Origin of the sequence: Pseudomonas sp. ES3-33, assembly GCF_000952175.1 — a bacterium.
Classification (GTDB): Bacteria; Pseudomonadota; Gammaproteobacteria; order Pseudomonadales; family Pseudomonadaceae; genus Aquipseudomonas; species Aquipseudomonas gregormendelii.
The window spans coordinates 71,780-95,191 of record NZ_JZRI01000080.1; the positions used below are offsets into that span (position 1 = coordinate 71,780).

Consider the following 23,412-nt stretch of genomic DNA (forward strand, 5'->3'; position numbering starts at 1 on the left):
GTTTCACTGCCAATCCCGAATGCGTAGCATGGGCCCATGATTTGGATAGGAATGTAACTGTGATTGAGTTCTTGGTGTATCTGGTGTTCGGCGCAGCCTTGGGCACCCTGGGCGGATTATTTGGCATTGGCGGCGGATTGATTGCTATCCCATTGCTGGGTGTTTTTTTCGGGCTCGACCAGCAAATAGCCCAAGGCACGGCGCTGGTCATGGTGGTGCCGAACGTAATGCTCGCCTTGTGGCGTTATCACCAGCGCAATCGCATCGAATTGCGCCACGCGTTGCCGCTGGCCGTGATGGGCTTCAGTTTTGCCTGGATCGGCTCGATCTGGGCGGTGGGCATTGATGCGCAATCCATGCGCGCCGGATTCGTTGCATTTCTGGTGGCCTTGTCTGCGTACAACCTTGTGCGAATGTTCACCACCAACCCGCCGGCAACGGCGCAAATGCGCTATTCATGGCCATGGCTGGGCGTGCTCGGCGCCGCGTCCGGGACCATGGGGGGTCTATTCGGCGTTGGCGGGGCAGTGGTGGCAACACCGGTGTTGACCAGCCTGTTCGGCACCACTCAGGTCGTTGCCCAAGGGTTGTCCCTGGCCCTGGCGCTGCCCAGCACCGGCGTGACACTGGTGACCTACGCCGTGCACCATCAAGTCGACTGGATGATCGGCGTGCCATTGGCCATCGGCGGCCTGCTGAGCATCAGCTGGGGCGTTAAAATCGCCCACGCGATGCCGGAGCGCCTGCTGCGCGGGCTGTTTTGCGGCTTTCTGGTGATGTGCGCGGTGATGCTCGCCTTTAAAGTTTGAAACCATCGACGATGTGTTCCGCCAGGCACTCAGTGATAGGCGAGGGGTTGTGCAAGTTGCGCACCAGCATGATGCTGGCCTCGGGCAACACCGGCAGACCCTCGGCCTCACCCAGGATGCGCATATCGGGGGTGATCAGGCTTTCCAGTTGCGCAGTCACTGCAAGGCCGGCGCTGACCACCGCCATGATCGCCGACAGGCTTGAACTGTTATACGCCACCCGATAATCACGCCCCATGGCATCCAGTGCATTGCACGCCCACAGGCGGCAGAAACAATCGCTGTTGAACATCGCCAGCGGCAAAGGCGTCTGCTCGTGGGCGCTGAAACATTGCGCTTCGGCCCAGACAAATCGTTCTTTGCGCAGCAGTTGGCCGATCTCGTTGCCGGGTTCGCGGGTGACGATGGACAGGTCAAGGTCCTGGCGCAGCAGCAATTGTTTTGATGACTCGCAATGCACCTCAATCTGGATCAGCGGATAGGACTGCGCAAAACGCCGCAGAATCCCGGGTAGAAAACGCATCACGTAGTCGTCCGGCGTACCGATCCGGACCATGCCGACCATGTGCGGCTCGCGCAGGGTATTGAATACTTCGCTGTGCAGCTTGAGGATGCGCCTGGCATAACCAAGCAGTACCTGGCCCTCGGCTGTCAGTCGCACCTGGCGCCCGTCACGTTGAAACAACTGGCGCTGCAGCACGTCCTCTTCAAGCCGCTTCATCTGCATGCTGACCGCAGACTGGGTGCGGTTGACCAGTTCGCCTGCGCGAGTGAAGCCACCCTGGTCAGCGATGGCGACGAAGGTGCGCAGCACTTCAGTGTCGATACTGGGGTAGGCAGACATCCATCAATCTCCGAGATGTATTGCATAAGAAACATTCGTTGGATTGATCTTAGCCCCGGCGCGACACTTGAGCCATCCCAAACGGAGGGCAACAAGATGAAAGGTCAACAGGATGTCAGCGCAGTAGAAAAACACTCCATTCACGTCGTCTCGGATCTGCTGCACAAGCTGACCCGCTGGTATGAACTGCACCGCGAACGGGAAATGTTGGCGGGCATGAGCGATGAGGCCTTGAAGGACATCGGCCTGAGTCGCGCGGACGTGGCGCAGGAAGCGGAGCGTCACTTCTGGCAAGACCCATTGGGCGGCGGCAAATAAGGCTGGAAACACCGATGGCACATGCCTGGTCACAACCCCATCACGCGTGGCGCAAGCCCGGGTCATGGGGTTTTTCATGGGCGGCAGCAGGCGGTCGTATTCGTTCGCTGGAGCCGGGCGGGCACCTGCTGAAAAGGCGATGAGGTCACGCCATTGGCGTTTCATGCGTGGGCCGCTAAGGTGGACACAGACCTCTGCATGAGCCTTTGAATGTCTACCTCCTCGTATTTTTCCTTGCTGCAGGCCAGGCGCCTGGCGTTGAGCTCCCAGGGGTTCGGTGGGCGCCAGCCGCCAGCGCTGGTCAAATCAATCCAGGTCAATCGTTTGATCGAACGTCTGGGTATCCTGCAGATCGATTCGGTCAATGCACTGGTGCGCTCGCACTACCTTCCCCTGTTTTCGCGCCTGGGCTGTTATTCATCCGCCTTGCTTGATCAGGCGGCCTGGAGTCAGGGGCGGCAGCGCACGCTGTTTGAATACTGGGGGCATGAAGCGTCCCTGCTGCCCTTGTCGATGTTCCCCTTGATGCGCTGGCGGATGGCGCGGGCAGGCCGGGGCGAAGATATTTATCAGCAACTGGCGCGTTTCGGTCGTGAGCACCAGGACATCATCCGCCGCGTCCTTGGCTCGGTTCAGGAACTCGGGGCGTTGGGCGCAGGCAGCCTGTCGACTCGCCAGGAAAGAGCCGGGCCATGGTGGGACTGGAGCGCGGAAAAACACGCGCTGGAATGGTTGTTTGCCGCCGGTGAAGTGACTGTTGCCGGACGACGTGGATTCGAGCGGTTGTATGACTTGCCGGAGCGGGTGCTTCCCGCGGTCATCCTCCAGCAGCCGATGCTCTCGGAAGATGAGGCCCAGCGTGGCCTGTTGCTGCATGCGGCCAATGCCTTGGGCATCGCGACGGAAAAGGACCTGCGTGACTACTTTCGCCTGAATCCGGGCGATGCGCGTTCGCGCCTGGCGGAACTGCTGGAGGCGGGCGCATTGCTGTCCTGTGAGGTCCAGGGTTGGCGGCAACCGGCCTTTTGCCTGCCCGAGCCGAAAGTGCCGCGCAAGGTCGAGGCCAGCGCCTTGCTGTCGCCCTTCGATTCACTGATCTGGGAGCGCGGCCGTACCGAGCGGTTGTTTGATTTTCGCTATCGGCTGGAGATTTATACGCCCCGGGATAAACGGGTCTATGGCTATTACGTGCTGCCGTTTTTGCACAACGAACGAATATCGGCGCGGGTAGATTTGCGCGCGGAGCGCGCGCACGGCCGCTTGGCGGTGCATGCCGTGCACGAGGAAGAGCCGGGGCTGGATGATCAGGGGATGCTGGCGTTGGCGGTGAATTTGCGGCGGATGGCCGATTGGCTGGGGCTGGCGCAGGTGAAGTTGAATTGCCAGCGGGTGAGTGCGGCCAGATTAAGAGTGGCATTGGCTGGGATTGAGGGTGCCTGAGCTGGCCTCATCGCGAGCAGGCTCGCTCCCACAGTTGACCGCGTTTGGCAGAACAACGCCGTCAAAATGTGGAAGCTAGCCCGCTCGCGATTGTTTCAAAGTGGTTTACCGCCGGACTTGCTTCAACGTCTCGGCAATCAAGAACGCCAATTCCAGCGACTGATCTGCATTCATTCGCGGGTCACAATGGGTGTGGTAGCGGTCTGACAACCCGTCCTCGGTAATCGGCCGCGCGCCGCCGATGCATTCGGTCACGTTCTGCCCGGTCATCTCGATATGAATCCCGCCGGCATAACTGCCTTCGGCCTGGTGAACCTGGAAGAATTGCTTCACTTCGCCCAGGATCTGCGCAAAGTCGCGGGTCTTGTAGCCGCTGCTGGCCTTGATGGTGTTGCCGTGCATCGGGTCGGAACTCCACAGCACCTGCTTGCCCTCGCGCTGCACAGCGCGGATCAGGGCGGGCAGGTGGTCACCGACCTTGTTGGCGCCCATTCGGGCGATCAGGTTCAGGCGGCCAGGGTCGTTGTCCGGGTTGAGCACATCAATCAGGCGGATCAGGTCGTCGGGGTTCATGCTCGGGCCGACCTTGACCCCGATCGGATTGTTCACGCCACGCAGAAACTCGACGTGAGCGCCGTCCAGCTGGCGAGTGCGGTCGCCAATCCACAGCATGTGCGCTGAACAGTCATAGTAATCGTTGGTCAGGCTGTCACGGCGAACAAAAGCTTCTTCGTAATTGAGCAGCAAGGCCTCGTGCGCAGTGAAGAAACTGGTCTCGCGCAGCTGTGGCGAGCTGTCCATGCCGCAGGCGCGCATGAAGGCCAGGGTTTCATCGATGCGATCGGCCAGGTGGCTGTATTTCTCAGCCAGTGCCGAGTTGGCGATGAAGTCCAGGTTCCACTTGTGCACCTGATGCAGGTCGGCAAAACCACCCTGGGCAAACGCGCGCAGCAGGTTGAGGGTGGCGGTGGACTGGTGGTAGGACTGCAGCAGGCGTTCCGGATCCGGCACGCGGCTTTTTTCATCGAAGCCGATGCCGTTGACGATATCGCCACGGTAGGCCGGCAAGGTGACGCCGTCGATGGTTTCGTCATTGGCCGAACGGGGTTTGGCGAACTGCCCGGCCATGCGACCGACCTTGACCACCGGGCAGCCGGCAGCAAAGGTCATGACGATGGCCATTTGCAGCAGCACCTTGAAGGTGTCGCGAATTTTTGCTGCGGAGAATTCGGCAAAACTTTCAGCGCAATCGCCGCCCTGCAACAGAAACGCCCGACCCTGTGTCACTTCGGCGAACTGGCGACGCAACTCCCGGGCTTCACCGGCAAACACCAGCGGCGGATAGCTGGCCAGGGTTTGCTCGACCTGCAGCAAATGTGCTGCGTCTGGGTAGGCGGGTTGTTGCTGGATCGGCAGGGCGCGCCAGCTGTCAGGGCTCCAGGGTTGGCTCATCACGGTCTCGGTAGTTTTACGCTCGGACCCTCATGTTATCAGCAATTAGTGCGTGACCTGTTCCCGTTGCATCGCTGACAATCGCGCCTTTGCAGCCGCATCAGCGGTTGACTGCGCTGTGTTTCCCCAAGCTGCAGGCCCGAGACGACCAGGAGACGAAATGACCGAGGAGCGCGTCGAGCATCTGCTCGCCGAGGTACAGGATGAGTTCGGCGTGATACGCGTGCTGGAAGTGGCGGACTACCGATTTCTCGAGTTCGGTGACGCCATCGAACAGAGTTGCGTGTTCACCGCCGACCCGAGCTGGCTCGAATACGATTACACCCGCGCGATGCTGATCGGTGCTTTGTGCCACGAGCAGCCGGAAAGTGCATTGTTCCTGGGGCTGGGCGCCGGTACGCTGACCCAGGCCTGCCTGAAATTCCTGCCGCTGGAAGACGTCGAAGCCATCGAGCTGCGGCCCGACGTGCCGCGCCTGGCCATTGAATACCTGGGGCTGGATGATGATCCGCGCCTGTATATCAGGGTCGGCGACGCGCTGGAGTTGCTGGACACTGCGGAGCCTGCAGACCTGATTTTCGTCGACCTGTATACCGATGTCGGGCCTGGGGTCGGCCACCTGGCCTGGAGTTTCCTGGAGAACTGTCAAAAGCGCCTGAATCCGGGCGGATGGCTGGTGATCAATCAGTGGGCGACCGACGATGGCAAGCCGCTGGGCGCTGCGCTGTTGCGCGGGCTGTATCACCGCCATTACTGGGAGTTGCCGGTGAAAGAGGGCAATGTGATTTTGCTGGTGCCGTCAGAGCTGGATCAGGAGCTCGACATGGACGCCCTGGTGGCCCGGGCCGAAGGGCTGGCGCCGCGATTGGGGTATTCGTTGCAGTCGCTGATCAAGGCTATTCGCCCGGCAACATGAGTCGGCGTCTGTGAGGCCCTCATCGCGGGCAAGCCCGCTCCCACAGGTTTCGTATACGACGCAATCATTGTGGGAGCGGGCTTGCCCGCGATGAGGGCCCCACAGTCAATACATCCCTCAAAGCCCCTTAAACACGCCAGGTCGCTTCTCGATCATCGACCGCACTCCCTCCCTGGCATCCTCACTGCCCAGCAGCTTCTTCGCCAGCGGCGCCAGCCCCAGCGCTGCCGCCGTTTCTCCTTCATAGCGCGCCTGCCGGGCCGACATCAGGGTCGCCTGCACCCCAAGCGGCGCCTGACGGGCGATCCGTTCAGCCAACTCCAGTGCCCGTGGCAGCAAATCCTCACTGGCCATGACTTCCTGGACCAGGCCCAGGTGCAGCGCCTCATGGGCATCGAACTCATCCCCGGTAAGTAACCAGCGCATTGCATTGCCCCAGCCGGCAACCTGATGCAGGCGCAAGGTGGCGCCGCCGAACGGGAAAATCCCGCGTTGCACTTCTTTCTGGGCGAAGCGGGTATTGCTGGCGCACAGGTTGATATCAGCGGCCAGCATCAATTCGATGCCAATGGTCAGGCAGTATCCCTGGGCGGCGACGATCACCGGCTTGCTCACCCGAGGGCCGGCCTGGATTCCCCATGGATCGCAGCCACCGGGGGGCACCTGCCAGCCTTCGGCCAGGCTGGCACTGGCGCTGACCAGGTCGAGCCCGGCGGTAAAATGCTCGCCGTGGCCAAACACTACCGCCACCCGCGCTTCGCGGTCGGCTTCGAACTCGCCATAGGCCAGGCTCAGTTCATTCAGCAGGTCGAGGTCGAACGCATTGCGCTTGGCCACCCGGTCCAAACCGATCAACAGCACATGACCGCGCCGTTCGCGGCTGACTCGACTGGAGCAGGGCTGATTCATGGGGCAATTCCTCGGGCGGGAAGGGGGCGGTTGCCGGGCGCAGGGCAAAGGTGGCGGCTCAGCAGGGTGAACCGTTTTAGCGCCATCTCCAGCAGGGCCGGGCCTTTGAAAAGTAGACCCTGGTTGGATTCTGCGCAAAGCCTGTGACACAACGGCGTATACGTCAGTTTTCCGACAAATAATGCTCCCTTTTTGCCCGAATTCCGGTATAGTGCGCGCCGGCCTTTAACCAGGCCGCGTTTAGGTAGCGCAATTCCCCGAAGTCAGCTTCGGCTGCACGTCCGCACAGCGGACTCTCCCTTGACGAATCTTTTTCATTCATTCGTTTTCGCAAATCCCCGCCGACAAAGCAGCCAGGGCGACTCTTGAGTCTTACACGGCATGCGCAGCTTTGGAGCATGGGTCTTTGCGGATGCACTTAGAGGCAGACCCATGACCCAGGAAACCGGCGGCTTCGCCGCTTTTAATCTTAATCCGAATATCCTTGCAGCCGTCATTGCGACTGGCTACGAAGAACCTTCGGCTATTCAGCAGCAATCGATCCCAATCATCATGGCCGGCCAGGACATGATTGGCCAGGCGCAAACCGGTACGGGTAAAACCGCTGCGTTCGCCCTGCCTATTCTGCATTGCATCGATCCTGCCAAGCGCGAGCCGCAAGCCCTGATCCTGGCGCCAACCCGTGAGTTGGCGCTGCAAGTAGCAACCGCTTTCGAAACCTACGCCAAGCAAATGCCGGGCGTTACCGTTGTGGCCGTTTACGGCGGCGCGCCTATGGGCCCACAACTGAAAGCAATCCGTAACGGCGCACAAATCGTTGTCGCCACCCCGGGCCGTCTTTGCGACCACCTGCGTCGCGACGAAAAAGTCCTGTCGACCGTGAACCACCTGGTTCTCGACGAAGCTGACGAAATGCTCAAACTGGGTTTCATGGACGACCTCGAAGTCATCTTCAAGTCCCTGCCTGCAACCCGCCAGACCGTATTGTTCTCGGCAACCTTGCCGCAGTCGATCCGTGCCATTGCCGAACGCCATCTGCGCGATCCGCAACACGTGAAGATCCAGACCAAGACTCAGACCGTTACCGCGATCGAACAGGCTCACCTGTTGGTTCACGCTGACCAGAAGACCTCGGCTGTATTGAGCCTGCTGGAAGTTGAAGATTTCGACGCCCTGATCATGTTCGTACGCACCAAGCAAGCGACCCTGGACCTGGCCAGCGCCCTGGAAGCCAAAGGCTACAAAGCCGCTGCGCTGAACGGTGACATTGCCCAGAACCAGCGTGAGCGCGTGATCGACTCCCTCAAGGATGGCCGTCTGGACATCGTTGTGGCGACCGACGTTGCCGCTCGTGGCCTGGACGTTCCGCGCATCACTCACGTGTTCAACGTTGACATGCCGTACGATCCAGAGTCCTACGTTCACCGTATCGGCCGTACTGGCCGTGCCGGTCGCGAAGGTCGTGCGCTGTTGCTGGTGACTCCACGTGAGCGCCGCATGCTGCAAGTGATCGAGCGTGTAACCGGTCAAAAGGTTGCCGAAGTTCGCCTGCCGGACGCACAAGCTGTTCTCGATGCCCGCATCAAGAAACTGACCAACAGCCTGTCGCCACTGGTGGCTGACGCCGAATCGACCCACGGTGATCTGCTGGATCGCCTGACCGCCGACATCGGTTGCACTCCGCGTGCCCTGGCAGCTGCCCTGTTGCGCAAGGCAACCAACGCCCAGGCGTTGACCCTGGCCGCGATCGAGAAAGAACGTCCACTGGTGCCGAACAATGCACCGCGTGGCGATCGTCCAGAGCGTACCGGTGATCGTCCGGACCGTGGTGATCGTGAGCGTCGCGCTCCGGTTCCATTGGCTGAAGGTCGTGCTCGTTGCCGTACCGCGCTGGGTGCGCGTGATGGTATCGCTGCCAAGAACCTGCTGGGCGCCATCCTGAACGAAGGCGGCCTGGCCCGCGAAGCCATCGGTCGCATCCAGGTGCGTGACAGCTTCAGCCTCGTCGAGCTGCCGGAAGATGGTCTGGAAAAGCTCCTGACCAAGCTGAAGGACACTCGCGTTGCTGGCAAGCAGTTGAAGCTGCGTCGCTATCGCGAAGATTGATCGGCCCTTGGGTTGATTGATCGAACATAAAAAATCCCCGACTGGTTCGGGGATTTTTTTTGCCTTTGAAAACGTACCCGCTACCGCTACCGCTACCGCTACCGCTACCGCTACCGCTACCGCTACCGCTGCCGCTGCCGCCGCTGCCGCCGCCGCTGCCGCTGCCGCTGCCGCCGCTGCCGCTGCCGCCGCTGCCGCTGCCGCTGCCGCCGCTGCCGCTGCCGCCGCTGCCGCTGCCGCTGCCGCCGCTGCCGCTGCCGCTGCCGCTGCCGCCGCTGCCGCTGCCGCCGCTGCCGCTGCCGCTGCTCGAACCCACTGTAGGAGCTGCCGCAGGCTGCGATCTTTTGATCTTGATCTTGGGCAATTGAAGATCAAAAGATCGCAGCCTGCGGCAGCTCCTACGGGTTAGGTTAGTCAGGGTTCGAGGTTGTTTGCGCTATCGGTCCGCCGCCCGCCGTTACCACCTGCACACTCATGCGCGGCGTTGCCAGATCCATTCCTGCCTCATCCAGATGGCGTTTGAGCGACAGGTTGAACGCCCGCGACACTTCCCACTGCTTGATCGGTGCCGTCTTGAACCGGGCGCGCAGGATCGCGTTGCCTGACTCGAAACTCTCGACGCCCTGGATCTCCAGCGGAGACCAGATGTTGCGCCGCTGCAGCGGGTCGGTGCGCATTTTCTGGCCGACATCACGCATCAGCTTGATCGCTTCGTCGATGTCCATGCTGGACGGCACCGCCACCCGGAAAATCGCGTAGCCGAACTCCCGGGAGTAGTTCTTGATGCTTTTGATTTCGCTGAACGGGATGGTGTGCACGATACCGTCGATGTCCCGCAGGCGTACCGTGCGGATCGTCAGGCCTTCGACGGTCCCCAGGTGCCCGCCGACGTCCACGTAGTCGTCAATGGCCAGTGAGTCTTCAATGATGATGAACAGGCCGGTGATCAGGTCGGCGACCAGGGACTGCGCGCCAAAACCGATGGCCAGGCCGATTACGCCGGCACCCGCCAGCAGCGGCGTGACGTTCATGCCCATGTTGGCCAGGGCGACGATCAGCGCGATGATGAAAATGGCCACGAACAGCACGTTGCGAATCAGCGGCATCATCGTCTGCGCCCGGGCGTTGGCCAGGCCTTTGCGCGAGCGGGTCAGGGCGTGGTGCACCGCGGTGTCGCTGAGAATCCAGATCAGCCAGGCGAACATCAGCGTGCCGGCCACGCTTAACAGCTTGACGCTGATTTCATGGCCTTCACCCTCGGTGAAGGCTATCAACGACATGCCCCAGACGCGCAGGCCCAATTCGATGAACGCCAGCCAGACCACCAGGTGGGCCAGGGTGTAGAAGAAGCTTTTCAGACGATCCGAATACAGTGCATGGCGCTTCACCCCGCGTTGCGGCCTGAGCGAGTGACGCCGCACCAGGCCGTTGATCACCATGCACAACACCAGCAGCACGGTGCAGATCAGCGACTGGCGCAGTGCGGTGCTGGTATCACCGGCGGATACGAACGTGGCAAACAGCGAGATCGCTACCAGCACCAGCGCCGGTACATACCAGAAGGTGCCCAGGATATCGATGCTGTCGCTGAGTGCGCGGCGGGTCAGGCGGCGCGACAGTGGCTGGTTGCGGATCAGGTGGGCGATCGGGCGGCGGAAACGCAAGATGAACAGACCCGTGGACAGCGCTGCCAGGACATTGGCTATGGTCGCGGCGGTGTGCGCCAGGTGGCTGCCAAGGCTTTCCACTAGGCGCGGGTCGCTCAGTGCCTCACCAAACGCGGCAAAACTGCCGATCAGCCACAGTGGCCGGAAGGCCTGGTGCCGCAAGATGAACAAGGCGCGGTGCCGGTGCGGGCCGTCCAGAACGGAAAAGGCGATCACGCAGATAGCCGAGAAACAGGTGCCCACCACCAGCGCATAGGCAAGGACCATGGCCAGGCTTTTGCCCAGTGACGAGGGCAGGGCGTAGGTCATGTACACGGTCATGACCAGGGCGATCAACCAGGGCCCGAGTTTGCGCAGGGCGAAGCGCAACATATCCAGGGCCTTGGGGTGTTGGGGCAGCTCTTCGGTCAGGCCGAAGCGCATGCGCACGCGGTGGCCGAGCCAGATCAGCACGGCAGCAAGCAGGCTCCAGACCATCAGGATCATGGCGAAGGCGAAGATGATCGGCAGCCATTCGTTGGCCGGCAGAATCAGCGCTTGCAGCTCGTCCTTGGCCAGGTCGTACTCTTGGGACCAGCGGGTAATCGGGCTGTCCTCCCCGGAAAACTGTTTCTCGAAACTGGCCAGCGTGCCGCCGATCAAACCAAGCACTCCTTGTTCGGCGGCTGGCTGGACTTGCTTGGTGGCATCGCGGAGTTTTTTCAGGTCGGCCAGCAGTTTGCTGCGCTGCTGGTCGTTTTCCAGCGACTTGATGACATCGTCCAGGGACTGCCCGAGAGGCGCTTGCGCCTCCGGCTGGGGTTTCTCCGAGCCATTGAGCAGCCCGGGCAGGCCGACCGCCTCGGCAGACGCCAGCGGTAGCAGCGTCATGAGGCAGACGAAGAGGAAATACGGCAGGGCAAAAAGACGAACAAACACTAGGCGGTCAACCTTGGGAGATCAGATTGCCCGAGTGTACGAGCCCGCCAAAATCAATGCGAGTCGGGGCGAGTATTTATTCGTTGAGTTTGGCGAGGATCTTGAACACCACGGTGCCAAGGATCGTCAGCATGCCAATCCACATTGCGAACACGCCGGCATTCTTGTCGCGGAAATTGAATCCGATGGCCAGCAGGATCATCCCGGTGAGGATCGGGATCAGCATGGCGTGGAAGGATTGCATGGTGATCATGGCGACGGCCTTGTCGAAAGGGATTACTTGAATTCTAGGCGGGTTTGGTGGGTCGAGCACAGGCCGTGGGAGCCCGGCTTGCCGGCGATGGAGTCATTGAAACCGCCATCGCCGGCAAGCCAGGCTCCTACACGGGTGTCATGGCAATTCGTGACTGGCGTAGAACGCGCTCAGTACTTTCACAAGGTGCGCCAGGTCATGGCTGCCGCACAACTCGCGGATCGAGTGCATGGCGAACGTCGGCAAGCCGATGTCGACCGTGCGCACGCCCAGGTGGCTGGCGGTGATCGGGCCGATGGTCGAGCCGCAGCCCATGTCGCTACGCACCACGAAGCTTTGCACCGGCACTTCTTCAGCCATGCACAAGTGACGGAAGAACCCGGCGGTTTCGCTATTGGTGGCGTAGCGCTGGTTGCTGTTGACCTTGATGACGGGGCCGGCGTTGAGTTTCGGGCCGTGGTTGGCATCGTGCTTGTCGGCGTAGTTGGGGTGCACGCCATGGGCGTTGTCGGCCGATACCAGCAGGGATTTCTGGATGGTGCGGACAAACTCGTCACCCTCCGGCAGCAAGCGGCGCAAGGTTTGCTCAAGCATTGGGCCGTCGGCACCGCAGGCCGAGCAGGAGCCGACTTCTTCGTGGTCGTTGGCCACCAGCACGCAGGTTTCATCGGTCTCGGCGGTGAGCAATGCCTGCAAGCCGGCATAACACGACAGCAGGTTGTCCAGGCGCGCACCGGCAATGAAGTCGCCATGCAGGCCGATGATCGCAGCGGCCTGGGTGTCGTAGAAGCTCAGCTCGTAGTCGAGCACCACGTCGGCATTCAAACCATGTTCCAGGGCCAGCTGGTTGGTGAGCACAGCACGAAAATCCACGCGCTCGTCGCCGGCAAACTGCGCGAGGATCGGCGGCAGTTCGGTTTGGGCATTGATCGCCCAGCCCATGTTGGCTTCACGATTGAGGTGAATGGCCAGGTTGGGAATGATGGCAATCGGAAGCTTGAAATCGATCAGCTGGCTTTCGACCTTGCCGTCGCGGCGGAAAGTGACCCGGCCGGCCAGCGACAGGTCGCGGTCGAACCAGGGTGCCAGCAAGGCGCCGCCGTAGACTTCCACGCCCAGCTGCCAGAAACCCTGGCGCTGCAACTCCGGCTGCGGCTTGACCCGCAGGCACGGGCTGTCGGTGTGGGCGCCCACCAGGCGGATGCCGCTGTTGAGTGGGGAGTGGCGGCCCATCTTGATCGCGACAATTGAAGAGTCATTGCGGGTGACGTAGTAGCGACCGTTCGCTTCGGTGTTCCAGGACTCGCGCTCGTCAAGACGCTGGTAGCCCGCCGCTTCCAGGCGCTGTACAAGGCTGGCAGTGGCATGAAAGGGGGTAGGGGAGGCCTTGAGAAAGTCGATCAGGCCTTGGTTCAACTCTTCGCGCATAAAAAGCTCCAGACAGCAGTGGCGCCAGTTTAACGTATTGGGCGGCTAATGTGCCTATCGAGCCGATCCCTGTGGGAGCGGGCTTGCTCGCGAATACGGATTGCCAGCCGGCATAGATGTCGACTGACGCACCGCCATCGCGGGCAAGCCTCGCTCCCACAGGTTTGTGTGGTTCGCACAAGCTATGAACTGGCCAACTGTGGGAGCAAGGCTTGTCCGCGATTGGCGGGGGAAGGCAGTAGCCTAGAACGGTGCGGGACACTCGAAGCGCAGGCGTTCGCCGGATTGCGGATGGGTGAAGCTCAGCATGCTGGCGTGCAGGCACAGCCTTGGCCAGGCGGCCAGTGCCTGTTCGTGGGCATAGAGCCCGTCGCCCAGCAGTGGATGACCAATGGACAGCATATGCACGCGCAGTTGATGGGAGCGGCCAGTGATGGGCGTCAGTTCGACCCGGCACCAGTCACCGCAACGCTCCAGCACTCGCCAAAATGTCAGCGCGTGCTTGCCAAATTCGTGATCCACCACGTGGCGGGGTTTGGTCGGCGGGTCGTAGCGCAGGGGCAAGTCAATGCTGCCACTGTCCAGTTCCGGCTGGCCCCAGCACAGGGCGGTGTAGGCTTTCTCCGTTTCGCGGTCGTGAAACTGCCGGGACAACTCGCGATGAGTATCCGGGTCACGCGCCAGCAGGATGATGCCGGACGTCTCCCAATCCAGCCGGTGGACGATGCGCGCCTCAGGGTAGCCATTTTCCTGCAGGCGGGGGATCAGGCAGTCCTTGTTGTCATCGGCCCGGCCAGGGACGGAGAGCAGCAAGGTCGGTTTGTTCACCACCAGGACGCCGGCGTCCTGGTGGATGATCTGGATGTTGGACAGCGGCATTAAAACAGCCTCGTAACAAACGCCAACGGCGACTCACGCCCTTCATTGTCCCCGTAGGAGCTGCCGCAGGCTGCGATCTTTTGATTTTGCCTTTAAAAACAAGATCAAGAGATCGCAGCCTGCGGCAGCTCCTACACGGTCCCGAAGGGCCTGAGCCGCCGTGGCTCCAGCCGGATCGACTCAGCGATCAGGCAGGGTGATATTGAGTTCCAGAATCGAGCAGCTGCCCTGGTTTTCCAGAGCGACATGCACGTCATCGGACCCGATATTGACGTACTTGCGGATCACCTCCACCAGTTCCTTCTGCAAGGCTGGCAGGTAGTCCGGTGTACTGCGTTGGCCGCGTTCATGCGCCACGATGATCTGTAGACGCTCTTTCGCTACCGAGGCTGTGCTTGGCTTCTTGTTGGCTCGAAAGAAGTCAAAAATGTTCATTACCTACCTCCAAACAGGCGCTCGAAGAATCCCTTCTTCGTGACATCGAGGAAACGATGCTCCACGGTTTTGCCCAGCAGACGATCGACGGCATCGCTGTATGCCTGGCCGGCATCGCTCTGGTCGTCGAGAATCACGGGCACACCCGAGTTGGAGGCCTTGAGTACAGCCTGGGATTCCGGAATCACGCCAAGCAGGGTGACAGACAGGATTTCCTTGACGTCTTCCACGCCGAGCATCTCACCGTCATTCACGCGTTGCGGGTTGTAGCGGGTCAGCAGCAGGTGTTCCTTGATCGGATCCTCGCCCTTTTCAGCGCGGCGCGACTTGCTGGCCAACAGGCCCAGCATGCGATCCGAGTCACGTACCGAGGACACTTCCGGGTTGGTCACGATGATCGCTTCATCAGCGAAGTACATCGCCAGGTGAGCGCCCTTCTCGATACCTGCCGGGGAGTCGCAGACCACGAATTCGAAGTCTTCCTTCAACGCCATCAGGACTTTTTCCACGCCTTCGACGGTCAGCGCGTCTTTGTCGCGGGTCTGGCTGGCGGCCAGTACGTAAAGGTTTTCCAGGCGCTTGTCTTTGATCAGGGCCTGTTGCAGGTTGGCTTCGCCGTTGACCACGTTGACGAAGTCGTACACCACGCGGCGTTCGCAACCCATGATCAGGTCGAGGTTACGCAGGCCTACGTCGAAGTCGACGATAACTGTCTTGTGGCCGCGCAGTGCGAGGCCGGTACCGATAGCGGCACTGGTGGTGGTCTTACCCACACCACCCTTGCCGGATGTAACCACGAGAATCTTGGCCAAGGTGTTTCACCCCTAAGGAAAAAGGACATTTAGCCCCTGAAAAAACATCTCTGGAAAACTACTGCAGTCGGACAGCCTTGGCTGGAATCCGGCCCTGAACGGCGCTTACCTTCGGTAAACACTGCTTTCTGGCCATTTTCCCACTTCGTTCAAGCCGTTTTCGCTACGTTTTAGAGATGCTTGGAAAATGCGGCAGTATCCGTTAAAGCCGAATGATGTTCAACACATCGCCCGACAGGCTGACCTGAACGCCTGAACCCCATAAAGGGTCGCGTCGCAGGTCCTCCGAAACCTTGTAGTGGCCTGCAATGGAGACCAGTTCAGCGCTCATCTGCTGACAGAAAATCCTGGCCTTGGTGTCGCCTTTGACCCCGGCCAGCACGCGACCGCGCATCGGGCCGTATACATGGATGTTGCCATCGGCGAGAAGTTCCGCCCCCGGGCTGACGGAGGAGATCACCACCAGGTCGCAACCCTGGGCGTAAATCTGCTGGCCGCCGCGCACGGGGGAGGTGATGATTTTGGTCGGCTTGATCGTCGGCTCCGGTGGTTTCTCCGGTTTTTTCACGACAACGCCTTCATTCGGGTCCAGGGCTCGCTCACGGGCACCGGACGGTGGCAGCACCGGCAGGTCGACCGCAATGGCCGCAGCAATGTCCTCGATGCGACTGGCACGGATCGCCAGGGTGCGCAGGCCATGCTGGCGGCACACGCGCATCAGGCCCGGCAGATCAACGGCGCCTTCACCCGGTGGAAGTTTGTCCAGGGCCAACACCAGTGGCGCGTTGCTGAAGAAGTTAGGCGCCTGGGCGACCTTGGCGGCCAGTTGTCGATCGAGGTTCTCGAGGTCGTTACGGGCCAGTTCCAGCACCGTAATGGCGAGCATGCTGCCCTTCAACTGGAACACGGGATCTTTGTCTAGCGGTTCGGTTTGGCTCATGGTCGGCATACAACGACTTGTCACTAAAAGTGCCGAGACTTATAACGAGAACGCCCGCAGGCCGCAAGCCGGGTCTAACGATGTAGAATGCGCGGCCATTGTCTTGACGGAACCTTTAATGGATCGCCCGCGTTTTCGAAGAGCATTTCTTTACCCGCGTTTCTGGCCGCTGTGGTGTGGTCTGGGGCTATTGTGGCTGATTGTCCAACTGCCTTATCCGGCGTTGCTGTCCATCGGTCGGCTCCTGGGCGCCGTCATGTATCGCCTGGCGGGCGACAGACGGCGCATCGCCAAGCGCAATCTCGAATTGTGTTTTCCGGAAAAATCCGCCGCCGAGCGCAAACACCTGCTCAAGGAAAATTTCGCTTCCACCGGCATCGCCTTCTTTGAAATGGCCATGAGCTGGTGGTGGTCGCGCGAGCGGCTGGCGAAGCTGGCGCATGTCGAAGGCCTGGAGCATCTGCAAAAAGCCCAACGCGAAGGCAAGGGGGTGATCCTGATGGCCGTGCATTTCACCACCCTGGAAATCGGGGCAGCGTTGCTCGGCCAGCAGCACACCATTGATGGCATGTACCGCGAGCACAAGAACCCGCTGTTCGATTACATCCAGCGCCGCGGCCGCGAGCGCCACAATCTCGACTCGCTGGCCGTGGAGCGTGACGACGTGCGCGGCATGCTCAAGCTGCTGCGGGCCGGACGCGCGATCTGGTATGCACCGGACCAGGACTACGGCGCCAAGCAAAGTATCTTCGTGCCGCTGTTTGGCATTCAGGCCGCTACTGTGACGGCCACCAGCAAGTTCGCACGGCTGGGCAAGGCGCTGGTGGTGCCGTTCACTCAGGAGCGCCTGGCGGACGGCAGCGGCTATCGACTGTTGATCCATGCGCCGCTCGAAGGCTTCCCGGGGGAAACCGAGGAAGCCGACTGCATTCGCATCAATCAGTGGGTCGAAGGCGTGCTGCGCGACTGTCCGCAGCAATACCTGTGGGCGCATCGGCGTTTCAAAAGCCGCCCACCCGGTGAACCCAAGCTGTACGCCAAGCGCGGTTGAGACATGATCCCCTGCAGGAGCGGACTACCAACAAGTACCATGGAGCGTTGCGATGAGTCCCGTTGAACCGGTTACAGGCTTGATTCTTTCCGGCGGTGGGGCTCGGGCGGCCTATCAGGTGGGAGTGCTGGCGGCGATTGCCGAGTTGCTGCCGCAGGGTGCACGTAATCCGTTTCCGGTCATTGTCGGTACCTCGGCGGGTGCGATCAATGCGGTCAGCCTGGCCAGTGGCGCGCTGGATTTTCGTGCCGCCATCGAGCGCCTGACGGCGTTCTGGCAAGGCTTTCGCAGTCATCTGGTGTTGCGCAGCGACTGGCCAGGGGTGATCCATCAGGCCAGCCGCTTTGTCGGCCACAGCCTGCTCGGTATCGGTGCCCAGGTGCCGGTGGCCTTGCTTGACAGTTCGCCATTGCGCGGGCTGCTCGACGACAAGCTGCAGTTGTCCGGAATCGCTGAGGCGATCGCGCAGAAACAGTTACAGGCCGTGGCGGTCACTGCGTTTGGCTATGAGTCGGGTCAGGCCGTCACGTTCTACCAGGGCGGCGGCACCATCGACGCCTGGTTACGCCATCGTCGCATCGGCGTGCCTACGCAATTGACGATTGAGCACCTGCTCGCCAGTTCCGCGATTCCGCTGCTGTTCGCGCCGGTGAAAATCGGTGAAGAGTATTTCGGCGACGGCGCGGTACGCCAATCGGCCCCGATCAGTCCGGCCCTGCATCTTGGTGCCAGCCGCGTGCTGGTGGTGGGGGTCAGCGGCAACCCGCGCGGGGTCGATCCCGAGCAGCCGCTGCAACGCGCCTATACCGGCCAGCAGCCGACCCTCGCGCAAATTGGCGGGCACATGCTCAACAGCACGTTCATCGACAGCCTGGAAAGCGACATCGAGCTGCTGCAGCGTCTGAACCAGTTCAGTCACCTGATGCCAGATGGCACGCCCACCCGAGCGCTTGGCGTGGCGCCGGTGGAGGTGCTGGTGATCTCACCGAGCCAGCCGATCGATGAGATCGCTGCGCGGCATCGGCAGGAATTACCAGCGGCGCTACGCCTGTTCCTGCGCGGACCGGGGGCGACCAAGACAAGTGGAGCGGGGGTGTTGAGTTATCTGTTGTTCGAGGCGGGGTATTGCAGCGAGTTGATTGATTTGGGGCGGCGTGATGCGCTGGCCAAGCGCGGGGAGTTGTCTCGGTTTCTGGGGTTGCTGTAGGAGCGAGCTGGCTCGCGATGGACGTTAACGATGACGCTGGGAGCCTGAAACCCCGTGGCGCTCTCTGGTCCTTCGCGAGCAAGCTCACTCTTACAAAATCAGAAGTGAACCTTGACCAGGAAGCTGGTCACGCTCTGATCGGTTTTGAAGCCCTGGCTGTCTTCGATACCGTACTTGTTTTTCCAGTAGTCATACTCGACACCGACGTACAACTGCTTGGCACCCAGACTCAGGGCCTTGCCCAGGTCGTATTTGACTTGCGGATTGAAGTGCAGGTTGGCGTGGTATTCGCCTTTGTCGTTCACGTCGTTGTCGACCACCCAGTCCATGAAGCCGTCGATCAGCACGTCCGAGTCACCCACCGGGATGGTGTAGGACCAGGCCGGCGTGATCTGCCAGACATCGTCACCCGCACGGTCGCCTTCGGTGTGACGGTTATAGAAGTTCAACTGGAAGTAGTCGAAGCCGGGGATGGCCAGGTCAAAACCCGGACCGATCAGGTACGACTCGGTGTCGTCTTCGCCGAACTCATAGGTCATGGCCAGCAGCACGTCCTTGATCGGGCCGAACTCCAGCTTCTGGTTGAAAATCTTGTTGAACGACAAGCGCGGGCTGAATTCGCCGTAGTGAGTGTTCTTGCCGGCGAAAGAGTCTTCCTTGCCGTTGTAGAAAATCTTGTCGATGAAGAAGAAGTTGTCCCCGTATTTCCAGCCGTCGGCGTGTTCGAATGTCACGGTCTGCTGGATGCGCGGGTTGACCTGGAAGTCTTTGCCATACAGGTAAGTCAGGCTGTTGTCCTGCCACTGCAGCAAGTCGCCGGCCATGGCCTGGCCCCCGGCCAGCAACGATCCTGCCAGCATCAGGCTAGTGCACGTACGTTTCATTCGGTTGCTCCCAAAAAGTAGTGGTATCACGTTATTTTTTTAAGGTCGGCGCTCTGGTGTGGCGCCTTTTTCTTTAGCTGCAAAAAATCATCCATACGGTCAGCTTTATTGCTGTTAGCAAAAGCTGCGCCAAGGCTTTGCGAAAACCAAAAAACTCCCGCTCGGCTGCTCGAAAACAGTCGATTGAGAGTGGTTCGGGGATGCCTTGATACCGTCCAGAGCCGGGATAAGTTGGCTTTCTGGTCAGGATTTAAATCCGGGCTTTTTTTTAAAGCGGATTCAGGCGGCCGCGGAGAATACTGACTCCTTGGCCAGGTCTCAAGTGCCCCGCAACAGCGCACCGACGACAGGTTTGGGGCACGGTTGCGGGTCATCTTAGAAGTGCACCTTCACCAGCAGGCTGGTGGTGTTTTCATTGGTGTCGAAATTGGCGCTGTTTTCGATGCCGTACTTGTCTTTCCAGTAGCTGTATTCGATGCCGACGTACACCTGTTTCTCCCGCCAACCCATGGACTTGCCCAGGTCGTACTTGATCTGCGGGTTGAAGTGCACGTTGGCGTGATAAGTGCCACGGGCGTTCTGGTCGTTATCCACCACCCAGTCCAGGTAGCCGTCGATCAGTACACTCGAATTGCCGAGTGGAAGGGTGTAGGACCATGCCGGGCTTACTTGCCAGACATCGCTGCCGGGGCGCGAGCCTTCGGTCTGGCGATAATAAAAATTCAAGGTGAAGAAGTTGAAGCCCGGTATTGCGAGGTTAAAACCGGGGCCGATCAGGTAGGCCTCGCTGTCGTCTTCGCCATTCTCGTAGGTCATGGCCAGCAACACGTCCTTGATCGGGCCGAATTCGAAGCGTCGGTCAAGGATCTTGCCCAAGGACAGTCGCGGGCTGAACTCGCCGTAATAGGCGTGAACGCCTTTGTTGCGGTCTTGCTCGCCGTTGTAGTAGGTGCTGTCGATGAACATGAAGTTGTCGCCGTACTTCCAGCCATCGGCGTGCTCGAATGTCACCGTCTGCTGGATCGACGGGTTGACCGCAAAGTCCTTGCCATAGAGATAGCTCAGGCTGTTGGTCTGCCACAGCAACAAGTCGCCGGCCATGACCTGGCCAGTGGTCAGCAGGGCGGCGCCCAGCAGCAGGTTTTTCTGAGTCCGGATCATCTGGTGCTCCTTCTTGTTTTTATTGTTCAAGGCACGGGGGCTCCAACCCTGTGGGAGTGAGCCTGCTCGCGATGGCGGTGTATCAGTCAATGAAGTGTTGATTCCGATAACGTCATCGCGAGCAGGCTCGCTTCCACCTGGCGGGGCGTGTACTTATTTGTCAGTGCGCGTGGCAGTCGTTGATGGCGGCGCGTTCCTTGCCGCCGAGGATGTTGAACAGCAGGTTCAGCGACAGCGCGCTCAACGTCGCCATCGCGATTCCGCTGTGGGTGATCGGGCTCATCCACAAGGGCAGGTGGGCGAAAAACTCCGGCCGCACCACCGGGATCAACCCCATGCCGATGCTCACCGCCACCAGCAACTGGTTGCGACGGTCACCGATGTCGGCTTCCTGCAGAATCTTGATCCCGGTGGCCGCAACCATGCCGAACATGGCAATGGCTGCACCGCCCAATACCGCCGGTGGAATCGACGCCACCAGAAACGCCGCTTTGGGCAGCAGGCTCAGCACGATCAGCAAGCCGCCGGCGACGATGGTGACCGAGCGGCAGCGTACGCCGGTCATCTGCACCAGGCCGATGTTCTGGGCGAACGAGGAGTGGGTGAAGGTGTTGAAGAAACCGGCAAAGAATGAAGCACCCGCGTCGCACAACAGGCCGCGGCGCAGCATCCGCGGGCAAACTTCCTGCCCGGTGATCTTGCCCAGGGCGAGAAACATGCCGGTGGACTCGACGAAGATGATCACCACCACCAGGCACATGGACAGGATCGGTGCGAGCTCGAATTTCGGCATGCCGAAATGCAGCGGGGTGACGATCTGTACCCAGGGCGCCTGGGCCATGCCGCTTAGGTCGACCATGCCGATCAGGCCGCAGATCACATAACCCAGGCACATGCCGATCAGCACCGAGATATTGACCCAGAAGCCGCGCATGAAACGGTGCACCAGCAAAATGGTGCCCAGCACCAGGGCGGCGATGGCCAGGTAGATCGGTGAGCCGAATTGCGCCGCACCGGCGCCACCGCCGGCCCAATTGACGGCCACGGGGAACAGCGACAAACCGATTGAGGTGATGACCGTGCCGGTCACCAGGGGCGGGAAAAAACGTACGACCCTGGACATGAACGGCGCGATGATCATGCCGAAGAAGCCCGCGGCAATGGTCGCGCCGAAAATGCCTTGCAGGCCGATGCCAGGCATTCCTGCCATGGCAACCATGCTGCCCACGGCGGCAAAGCTGGCGCCCATCATCACCGGCATGCGGATGCCCATCGGGCCGATGCCCAGGGACTGCACGATGGTTGCGATGCCGGCAACCAGCAGGTCGGCGTTGATCAGGAAAGCGATTTCTTCGCGACTCAGGCCTGCGGCCTGTCCGATGATCAGCGGCACCGCAATGGCGCCACCGTACATCAGCAGAACGTGCTGCAGTCCAACCAGGATCAGTTGCAACAGGGGCAAACGCTGAATAGCGGGTGCGTCGGGGATGCGCGCTTCGGATAGCTCGGACATGCAACACCTCGGATCTTTTTTATTCTTGTGATTTTGTGCATCAGGTCGACCGTGCGGCGGCCAATCGCGGGCAAGCCTTGCTCCTACAGAATTCCTGGGAATCCAGTGGGAGCAAGGCTTGCTCGCGATGCTTTTCAGCGGTTAATTGGTCTGGGCTCCCTGCACGATCCAAGCACCAATCAGGTCACGTTCCTGCTGGGTCATCTGGGTGATGTTGCCCAGTGGCATGATCTGGCTGGCGACCGCTTGCGCCTGGATACGCGGGGCGTTCTGGCGGATCTGGTCGGGGGTGTCGAACATCACGCCAGCCGGTGCGGCACTGAACAGCGGGCTGGTCGGCTTGGCGGAATGGCAAACCGTGCAGCGTTCCTGGATCACGTTGTGCACCTTGTCAAAACCCGGGCCGGCATTCGCTGCCTGGGTCGGTGCCGTTGCAGGAGCCGTCGCGGGTGCAGCTTCAACCGGCTTCTTGTCACCGCCCAGGGCGGTTTCCGGCAGTGGCTGGTACTCGATGGCGGCCTTGGCGACTTCAGGCGCGCTGGACATCGGCTTCGGACCGGACACATAGGCCAGGCAAATCATGCCCACCGCTGCCACCGGCAGGGTCCAGGCAAATTTGTGGCTGTCGTGACGGGTGTTGAAGTAGTGACGCACCAGCACTGCCAGTACCGCGATCCCGGCCAGGATCAGCCAGTTGTACTGGCTGCCATAGGTGCTCGGGAAGTGGTTGCTGATCATGATGAACAGCACGGGCAAGGTGAAGTAGTTGTTGTGCCGTGAGCGCAGCAGGCCTTTGGCCGGCAGTGCCGGATCGGGCGTACGGTTCTCGGCAATCGCCGCCACCAGCGCACGTTGTGCTGGCATGATGATGCGGAACACGTTGCCGACCATGATGGTGCCGATGATCGCGCCGACGTGCAGGTAAGCACCACGACCGCTGAACACTTTACTGAAGCCGTAGGCGGCGCCAATGATCAGCACGAACAGAATGAAACCCAGCAGCGCAGGGCGCTTGCCCAGGGCCGAGTCGCAGAGGAAGGAGTAGACGAACCAGCCAACGAACAGCGAGCCGATGCCCAACAGAACGCCTTCAGGACCGGTCAGGCTGCTGCCGGGAGCCAGCAGGTAGAGCGTCGGGTTGGAGTAGAACACCACGCACAGCAGCGCGATCCCCGACATCCAGGTGAAGTAGGCTTCCCATTTGAACCAGTGCAGGTTGTCCGGCATGGTTGGTGGAGCCAGTTTGTATTTTTCCAGGTGGTAGATACCGCCGCCATGGATCGCCCACAAATCACCGGCCAGACCACTTTTCGGGTTGACCCGATTGAGGTTGTTCTCCAGCCAGACGAAATAGAACGACGCACCGATCCAGGCCACGCCAGTAATCATGTGAACCCAGCGCACGCTCAGGTTCAGCCATTCCAACAGATGTGCTTCCACAGTCTTTACCTCTCGCCTGTCACTCTGTAT

23 protein-coding genes are annotated in these 23,412 nt (G+C 60.7%); 8 read left to right on the forward strand and 15 right to left on the reverse strand.

Annotation, left to right across the window (positions count from 1 at the left end; translation table 11 throughout):
• The first annotated feature begins 59 nt into the window (after positions 1-59).
• Positions 60-809, forward strand: coding sequence for a sulfite exporter TauE/SafE family protein (locus tag UB23_RS15690; RefSeq protein WP_045060210.1), 750 nt, complete (start codon positions 60-62; stop codon positions 807-809).
• Here UB23_RS15690 and UB23_RS15695 read toward each other — a convergent pair.
• The gene (locus UB23_RS15695) at positions 799-1,653 is read right to left on the reverse strand and encodes a LysR substrate-binding domain-containing protein (protein WP_045060211.1); all 855 of its coding nucleotides are present in this window, start codon (positions 1,651-1,653) and stop codon (positions 799-801) included. The genes UB23_RS15690 and UB23_RS15695 overlap by 11 nt on opposite strands.
• A gap of 96 nt (positions 1,654-1,749) precedes the next feature.
• On the opposite strand from UB23_RS15695, the gene UB23_RS15700 reads away from it, so the two are divergent.
• Positions 1,750-1,971: a DUF1127 domain-containing protein gene (locus UB23_RS15700; RefSeq protein WP_045060212.1), complete on the forward strand. Its 222-nt coding sequence runs from the start codon at positions 1,750-1,752 to the stop codon at positions 1,969-1,971.
• 210 nt (positions 1,972-2,181) lie between these two features.
• Positions 2,182-3,411, forward strand: coding sequence for a winged helix-turn-helix domain-containing protein (locus UB23_RS15705; RefSeq protein WP_045060213.1), 1,230 nt, complete (start codon positions 2,182-2,184; stop codon positions 3,409-3,411).
• Between the two features lie 105 nt (positions 3,412-3,516).
• On the opposite strand, the gene UB23_RS15710 is transcribed toward UB23_RS15705, so the two are convergent.
• Positions 3,517-4,863 carry a class II 3-deoxy-7-phosphoheptulonate synthase gene (locus UB23_RS15710; RefSeq protein ID WP_045060214.1) on the reverse strand — a complete coding sequence of 449 codons (1,347 nt, stop codon included), beginning with the start codon at positions 4,861-4,863 and terminating at the stop codon, positions 3,517-3,519.
• A gap of 160 nt (positions 4,864-5,023) precedes the next feature.
• Between UB23_RS15710 and UB23_RS15715 the strand changes: the two genes are divergently transcribed.
• Positions 5,024-5,779, forward strand: a complete 756-nt coding sequence (locus UB23_RS15715; protein ID WP_045060215.1) for a spermidine synthase — start codon at positions 5,024-5,026, stop codon at positions 5,777-5,779.
• Between the two features lie 117 nt (positions 5,780-5,896).
• Here the strand turns inward: UB23_RS15715 and UB23_RS15720 are convergent, their stop codons facing one another.
• Positions 5,897-6,688, reverse strand: a complete 792-nt coding sequence (locus UB23_RS15720) for a crotonase/enoyl-CoA hydratase family protein (protein ID WP_045060216.1) — start codon at positions 6,686-6,688, stop codon at positions 5,897-5,899.
• Positions 6,689-7,120: 432 nt separating this feature from the next.
• On the opposite strand from UB23_RS15720, the gene UB23_RS15725 reads away from it, so the two are divergent.
• Both UB23_RS15725 and UB23_RS29785 read left to right on the forward strand, forming a co-directional pair.
• Positions 7,121-8,794 carry a DEAD/DEAH box helicase gene (locus tag UB23_RS15725; RefSeq protein ID WP_045060217.1) on the forward strand — a complete coding sequence of 558 codons (1,674 nt, stop codon included), beginning with the start codon at positions 7,121-7,123 and terminating at the stop codon, positions 8,792-8,794.
• 59 nt (positions 8,795-8,853) lie between these two features.
• Positions 8,854-9,162, forward strand: a complete 309-nt coding sequence (locus tag UB23_RS29785) for a hypothetical protein (RefSeq protein WP_160298065.1) — start codon at positions 8,854-8,856, stop codon at positions 9,160-9,162.
• A gap of 42 nt (positions 9,163-9,204) precedes the next feature.
• On the opposite strand, the gene UB23_RS15735 is transcribed toward UB23_RS29785, so the two are convergent.
• From UB23_RS15735 to minC, 7 genes are all read right to left on the reverse strand, one after another.
• Positions 9,205-11,379: a mechanosensitive ion channel domain-containing protein gene (locus UB23_RS15735; RefSeq protein WP_045060219.1), complete on the reverse strand. Its 2,175-nt coding sequence runs from the start codon at positions 11,377-11,379 to the stop codon at positions 9,205-9,207.
• A 76-nt stretch (positions 11,380-11,455) separates the two neighbouring features.
• Positions 11,456-11,632, reverse strand: a complete 177-nt coding sequence (locus UB23_RS29930) for a hypothetical protein (protein WP_163019418.1) — start codon at positions 11,630-11,632, stop codon at positions 11,456-11,458.
• 138 nt (positions 11,633-11,770) lie between these two features.
• Positions 11,771-13,060 (reverse strand): M18 family aminopeptidase, encoded by a 1,290-nt coding sequence (locus UB23_RS15740; RefSeq protein WP_045060220.1) that lies wholly within the window; start codon positions 13,058-13,060, stop codon positions 11,771-11,773.
• A 243-nt stretch (positions 13,061-13,303) separates the two neighbouring features.
• On the reverse strand, positions 13,304-13,939 hold the full coding sequence (locus UB23_RS15745) for an RluA family pseudouridine synthase (RefSeq protein ID WP_045060221.1): 636 nt from the start codon (positions 13,937-13,939) through the stop codon (positions 13,304-13,306).
• A 180-nt stretch (positions 13,940-14,119) separates the two neighbouring features.
• Positions 14,120-14,374 carry a cell division topological specificity factor MinE gene (gene minE, locus UB23_RS15750; protein ID WP_007944431.1) on the reverse strand — a complete coding sequence of 85 codons (255 nt, stop codon included), beginning with the start codon at positions 14,372-14,374 and terminating at the stop codon, positions 14,120-14,122.
• Positions 14,374-15,186: a septum site-determining protein MinD gene (minD, locus tag UB23_RS15755; RefSeq protein ID WP_045060222.1), complete on the reverse strand. Its 813-nt coding sequence runs from the start codon at positions 15,184-15,186 to the stop codon at positions 14,374-14,376. Before minD ends, minE begins: the two co-directional genes overlap by 1 nt.
• A 202-nt stretch (positions 15,187-15,388) precedes the next feature.
• A complete protein-coding gene (gene minC, locus UB23_RS15760; protein ID WP_045060241.1) occupies positions 15,389-16,126 on the reverse strand; it encodes a septum site-determining protein MinC in 738 nt (245 codons plus the stop codon).
• A gap of 118 nt (positions 16,127-16,244) precedes the next feature.
• On the opposite strand from minC, the gene UB23_RS15765 reads away from it, so the two are divergent.
• Together UB23_RS15765 and UB23_RS15770 are read left to right on the forward strand one after the other, a co-directional pair.
• Positions 16,245-17,177, forward strand: a complete 933-nt coding sequence (locus UB23_RS15765; protein WP_045060223.1) for a lipid A biosynthesis lauroyl acyltransferase — start codon at positions 16,245-16,247, stop codon at positions 17,175-17,177.
• 52 nt (positions 17,178-17,229) lie between these two features.
• On the forward strand, positions 17,230-18,384 hold the full coding sequence (locus UB23_RS15770) for a patatin-like phospholipase family protein (RefSeq protein WP_045060224.1): 1,155 nt from the start codon (positions 17,230-17,232) through the stop codon (positions 18,382-18,384).
• Between the two features lie 98 nt (positions 18,385-18,482).
• Here UB23_RS15770 and UB23_RS15775 read toward each other — a convergent pair whose 3' ends face one another.
• The 5 genes from UB23_RS15775 to UB23_RS15790 all read right to left on the reverse strand — a co-directional run bounded on the left by UB23_RS15775 (position 18,483) and on the right by UB23_RS15790 (position 23,382).
• Complete coding sequence (locus UB23_RS15775; protein ID WP_045060225.1) at positions 18,483-19,268, reverse strand: outer membrane protein OmpK; 786 nt, start codon at positions 19,266-19,268, stop codon at positions 18,483-18,485.
• A gap of 26 nt (positions 19,269-19,294) precedes the next feature.
• The gene (locus UB23_RS29420) at positions 19,295-19,642 is read right to left on the reverse strand and encodes a hypothetical protein (protein WP_152644279.1); all 348 of its coding nucleotides are present in this window, start codon (positions 19,640-19,642) and stop codon (positions 19,295-19,297) included.
• Between the two features lies 1 nt (position 19,643).
• Complete coding sequence (locus UB23_RS15780; protein ID WP_045060226.1) at positions 19,644-20,429, reverse strand: outer membrane protein OmpK; 786 nt, start codon at positions 20,427-20,429, stop codon at positions 19,644-19,646.
• A gap of 160 nt (positions 20,430-20,589) precedes the next feature.
• A complete protein-coding gene (locus tag UB23_RS15785; protein WP_045060227.1) occupies positions 20,590-21,942 on the reverse strand; it encodes a nucleobase:cation symporter-2 family protein in 1,353 nt (450 codons plus the stop codon).
• Between the two features lie 141 nt (positions 21,943-22,083).
• Positions 22,084-23,382 (reverse strand): urate hydroxylase PuuD, encoded by a 1,299-nt coding sequence (locus UB23_RS15790; RefSeq protein ID WP_045060228.1) that lies wholly within the window; start codon positions 23,380-23,382, stop codon positions 22,084-22,086.
• Positions 23,383-23,412: the final 30 nt, after the last annotated feature.

Coding starts and splice junctions, on each gene's coding strand:
- UB23_RS15785 (WP_045060227.1), bottom strand. CDS start 21,942: ATGTCCGAGCTATCCGAAGCGCGCATCCCCGACGCACCCGCTATTCAG.
- UB23_RS15720 (WP_045060216.1), bottom strand. CDS start 6,688: ATGAATCAGCCCTGCTCCAGTCGAGTCAGCCGCGAACGGCGCGGTCAT.
- UB23_RS15770 (WP_045060224.1), top strand. CDS start 17,230: ATGAGTCCCGTTGAACCGGTTACAGGCTTGATTCTTTCCGGCGGTGGG.
- UB23_RS29420 (WP_152644279.1), bottom strand. CDS start 19,642: ATGACCCGCAACCGTGCCCCAAACCTGTCGTCGGTGCGCTGTTGCGGG.
- UB23_RS15715 (WP_045060215.1), top strand. CDS start 5,024: ATGACCGAGGAGCGCGTCGAGCATCTGCTCGCCGAGGTACAGGATGAG.
- UB23_RS15765 (WP_045060223.1), top strand. CDS start 16,245: ATGGATCGCCCGCGTTTTCGAAGAGCATTTCTTTACCCGCGTTTCTGG.
- UB23_RS15775 (WP_045060225.1), bottom strand. CDS start 19,268: ATGAAACGTACGTGCACTAGCCTGATGCTGGCAGGATCGTTGCTGGCC.
- UB23_RS15725 (WP_045060217.1), top strand. CDS start 7,121: ATGACCCAGGAAACCGGCGGCTTCGCCGCTTTTAATCTTAATCCGAAT.
- UB23_RS15710 (WP_045060214.1), bottom strand. CDS start 4,863: ATGAGCCAACCCTGGAGCCCTGACAGCTGGCGCGCCCTGCCGATCCAG.
- minE (WP_007944431.1), bottom strand. CDS start 14,374: ATGAACATTTTTGACTTCTTTCGAGCCAACAAGAAGCCAAGCACAGCC.
- UB23_RS15745 (WP_045060221.1), bottom strand. CDS start 13,939: ATGCCGCTGTCCAACATCCAGATCATCCACCAGGACGCCGGCGTCCTG.
- UB23_RS29930 (WP_163019418.1), bottom strand. CDS start 11,632: ATGATCACCATGCAATCCTTCCACGCCATGCTGATCCCGATCCTCACC.
- minC (WP_045060241.1), bottom strand. CDS start 16,126: ATGAGCCAAACCGAACCGCTAGACAAAGATCCCGTGTTCCAGTTGAAG.
- UB23_RS15695 (WP_045060211.1), bottom strand. CDS start 1,653: ATGTCTGCCTACCCCAGTATCGACACTGAAGTGCTGCGCACCTTCGTC.
- UB23_RS15705 (WP_045060213.1), top strand. CDS start 2,182: ATGTCTACCTCCTCGTATTTTTCCTTGCTGCAGGCCAGGCGCCTGGCG.
- UB23_RS15740 (WP_045060220.1), bottom strand. CDS start 13,060: ATGCGCGAAGAGTTGAACCAAGGCCTGATCGACTTTCTCAAGGCCTCC.
- UB23_RS15780 (WP_045060226.1), bottom strand. CDS start 20,429: ATGATCCGGACTCAGAAAAACCTGCTGCTGGGCGCCGCCCTGCTGACC.
- UB23_RS15700 (WP_045060212.1), top strand. CDS start 1,750: ATGAAAGGTCAACAGGATGTCAGCGCAGTAGAAAAACACTCCATTCAC.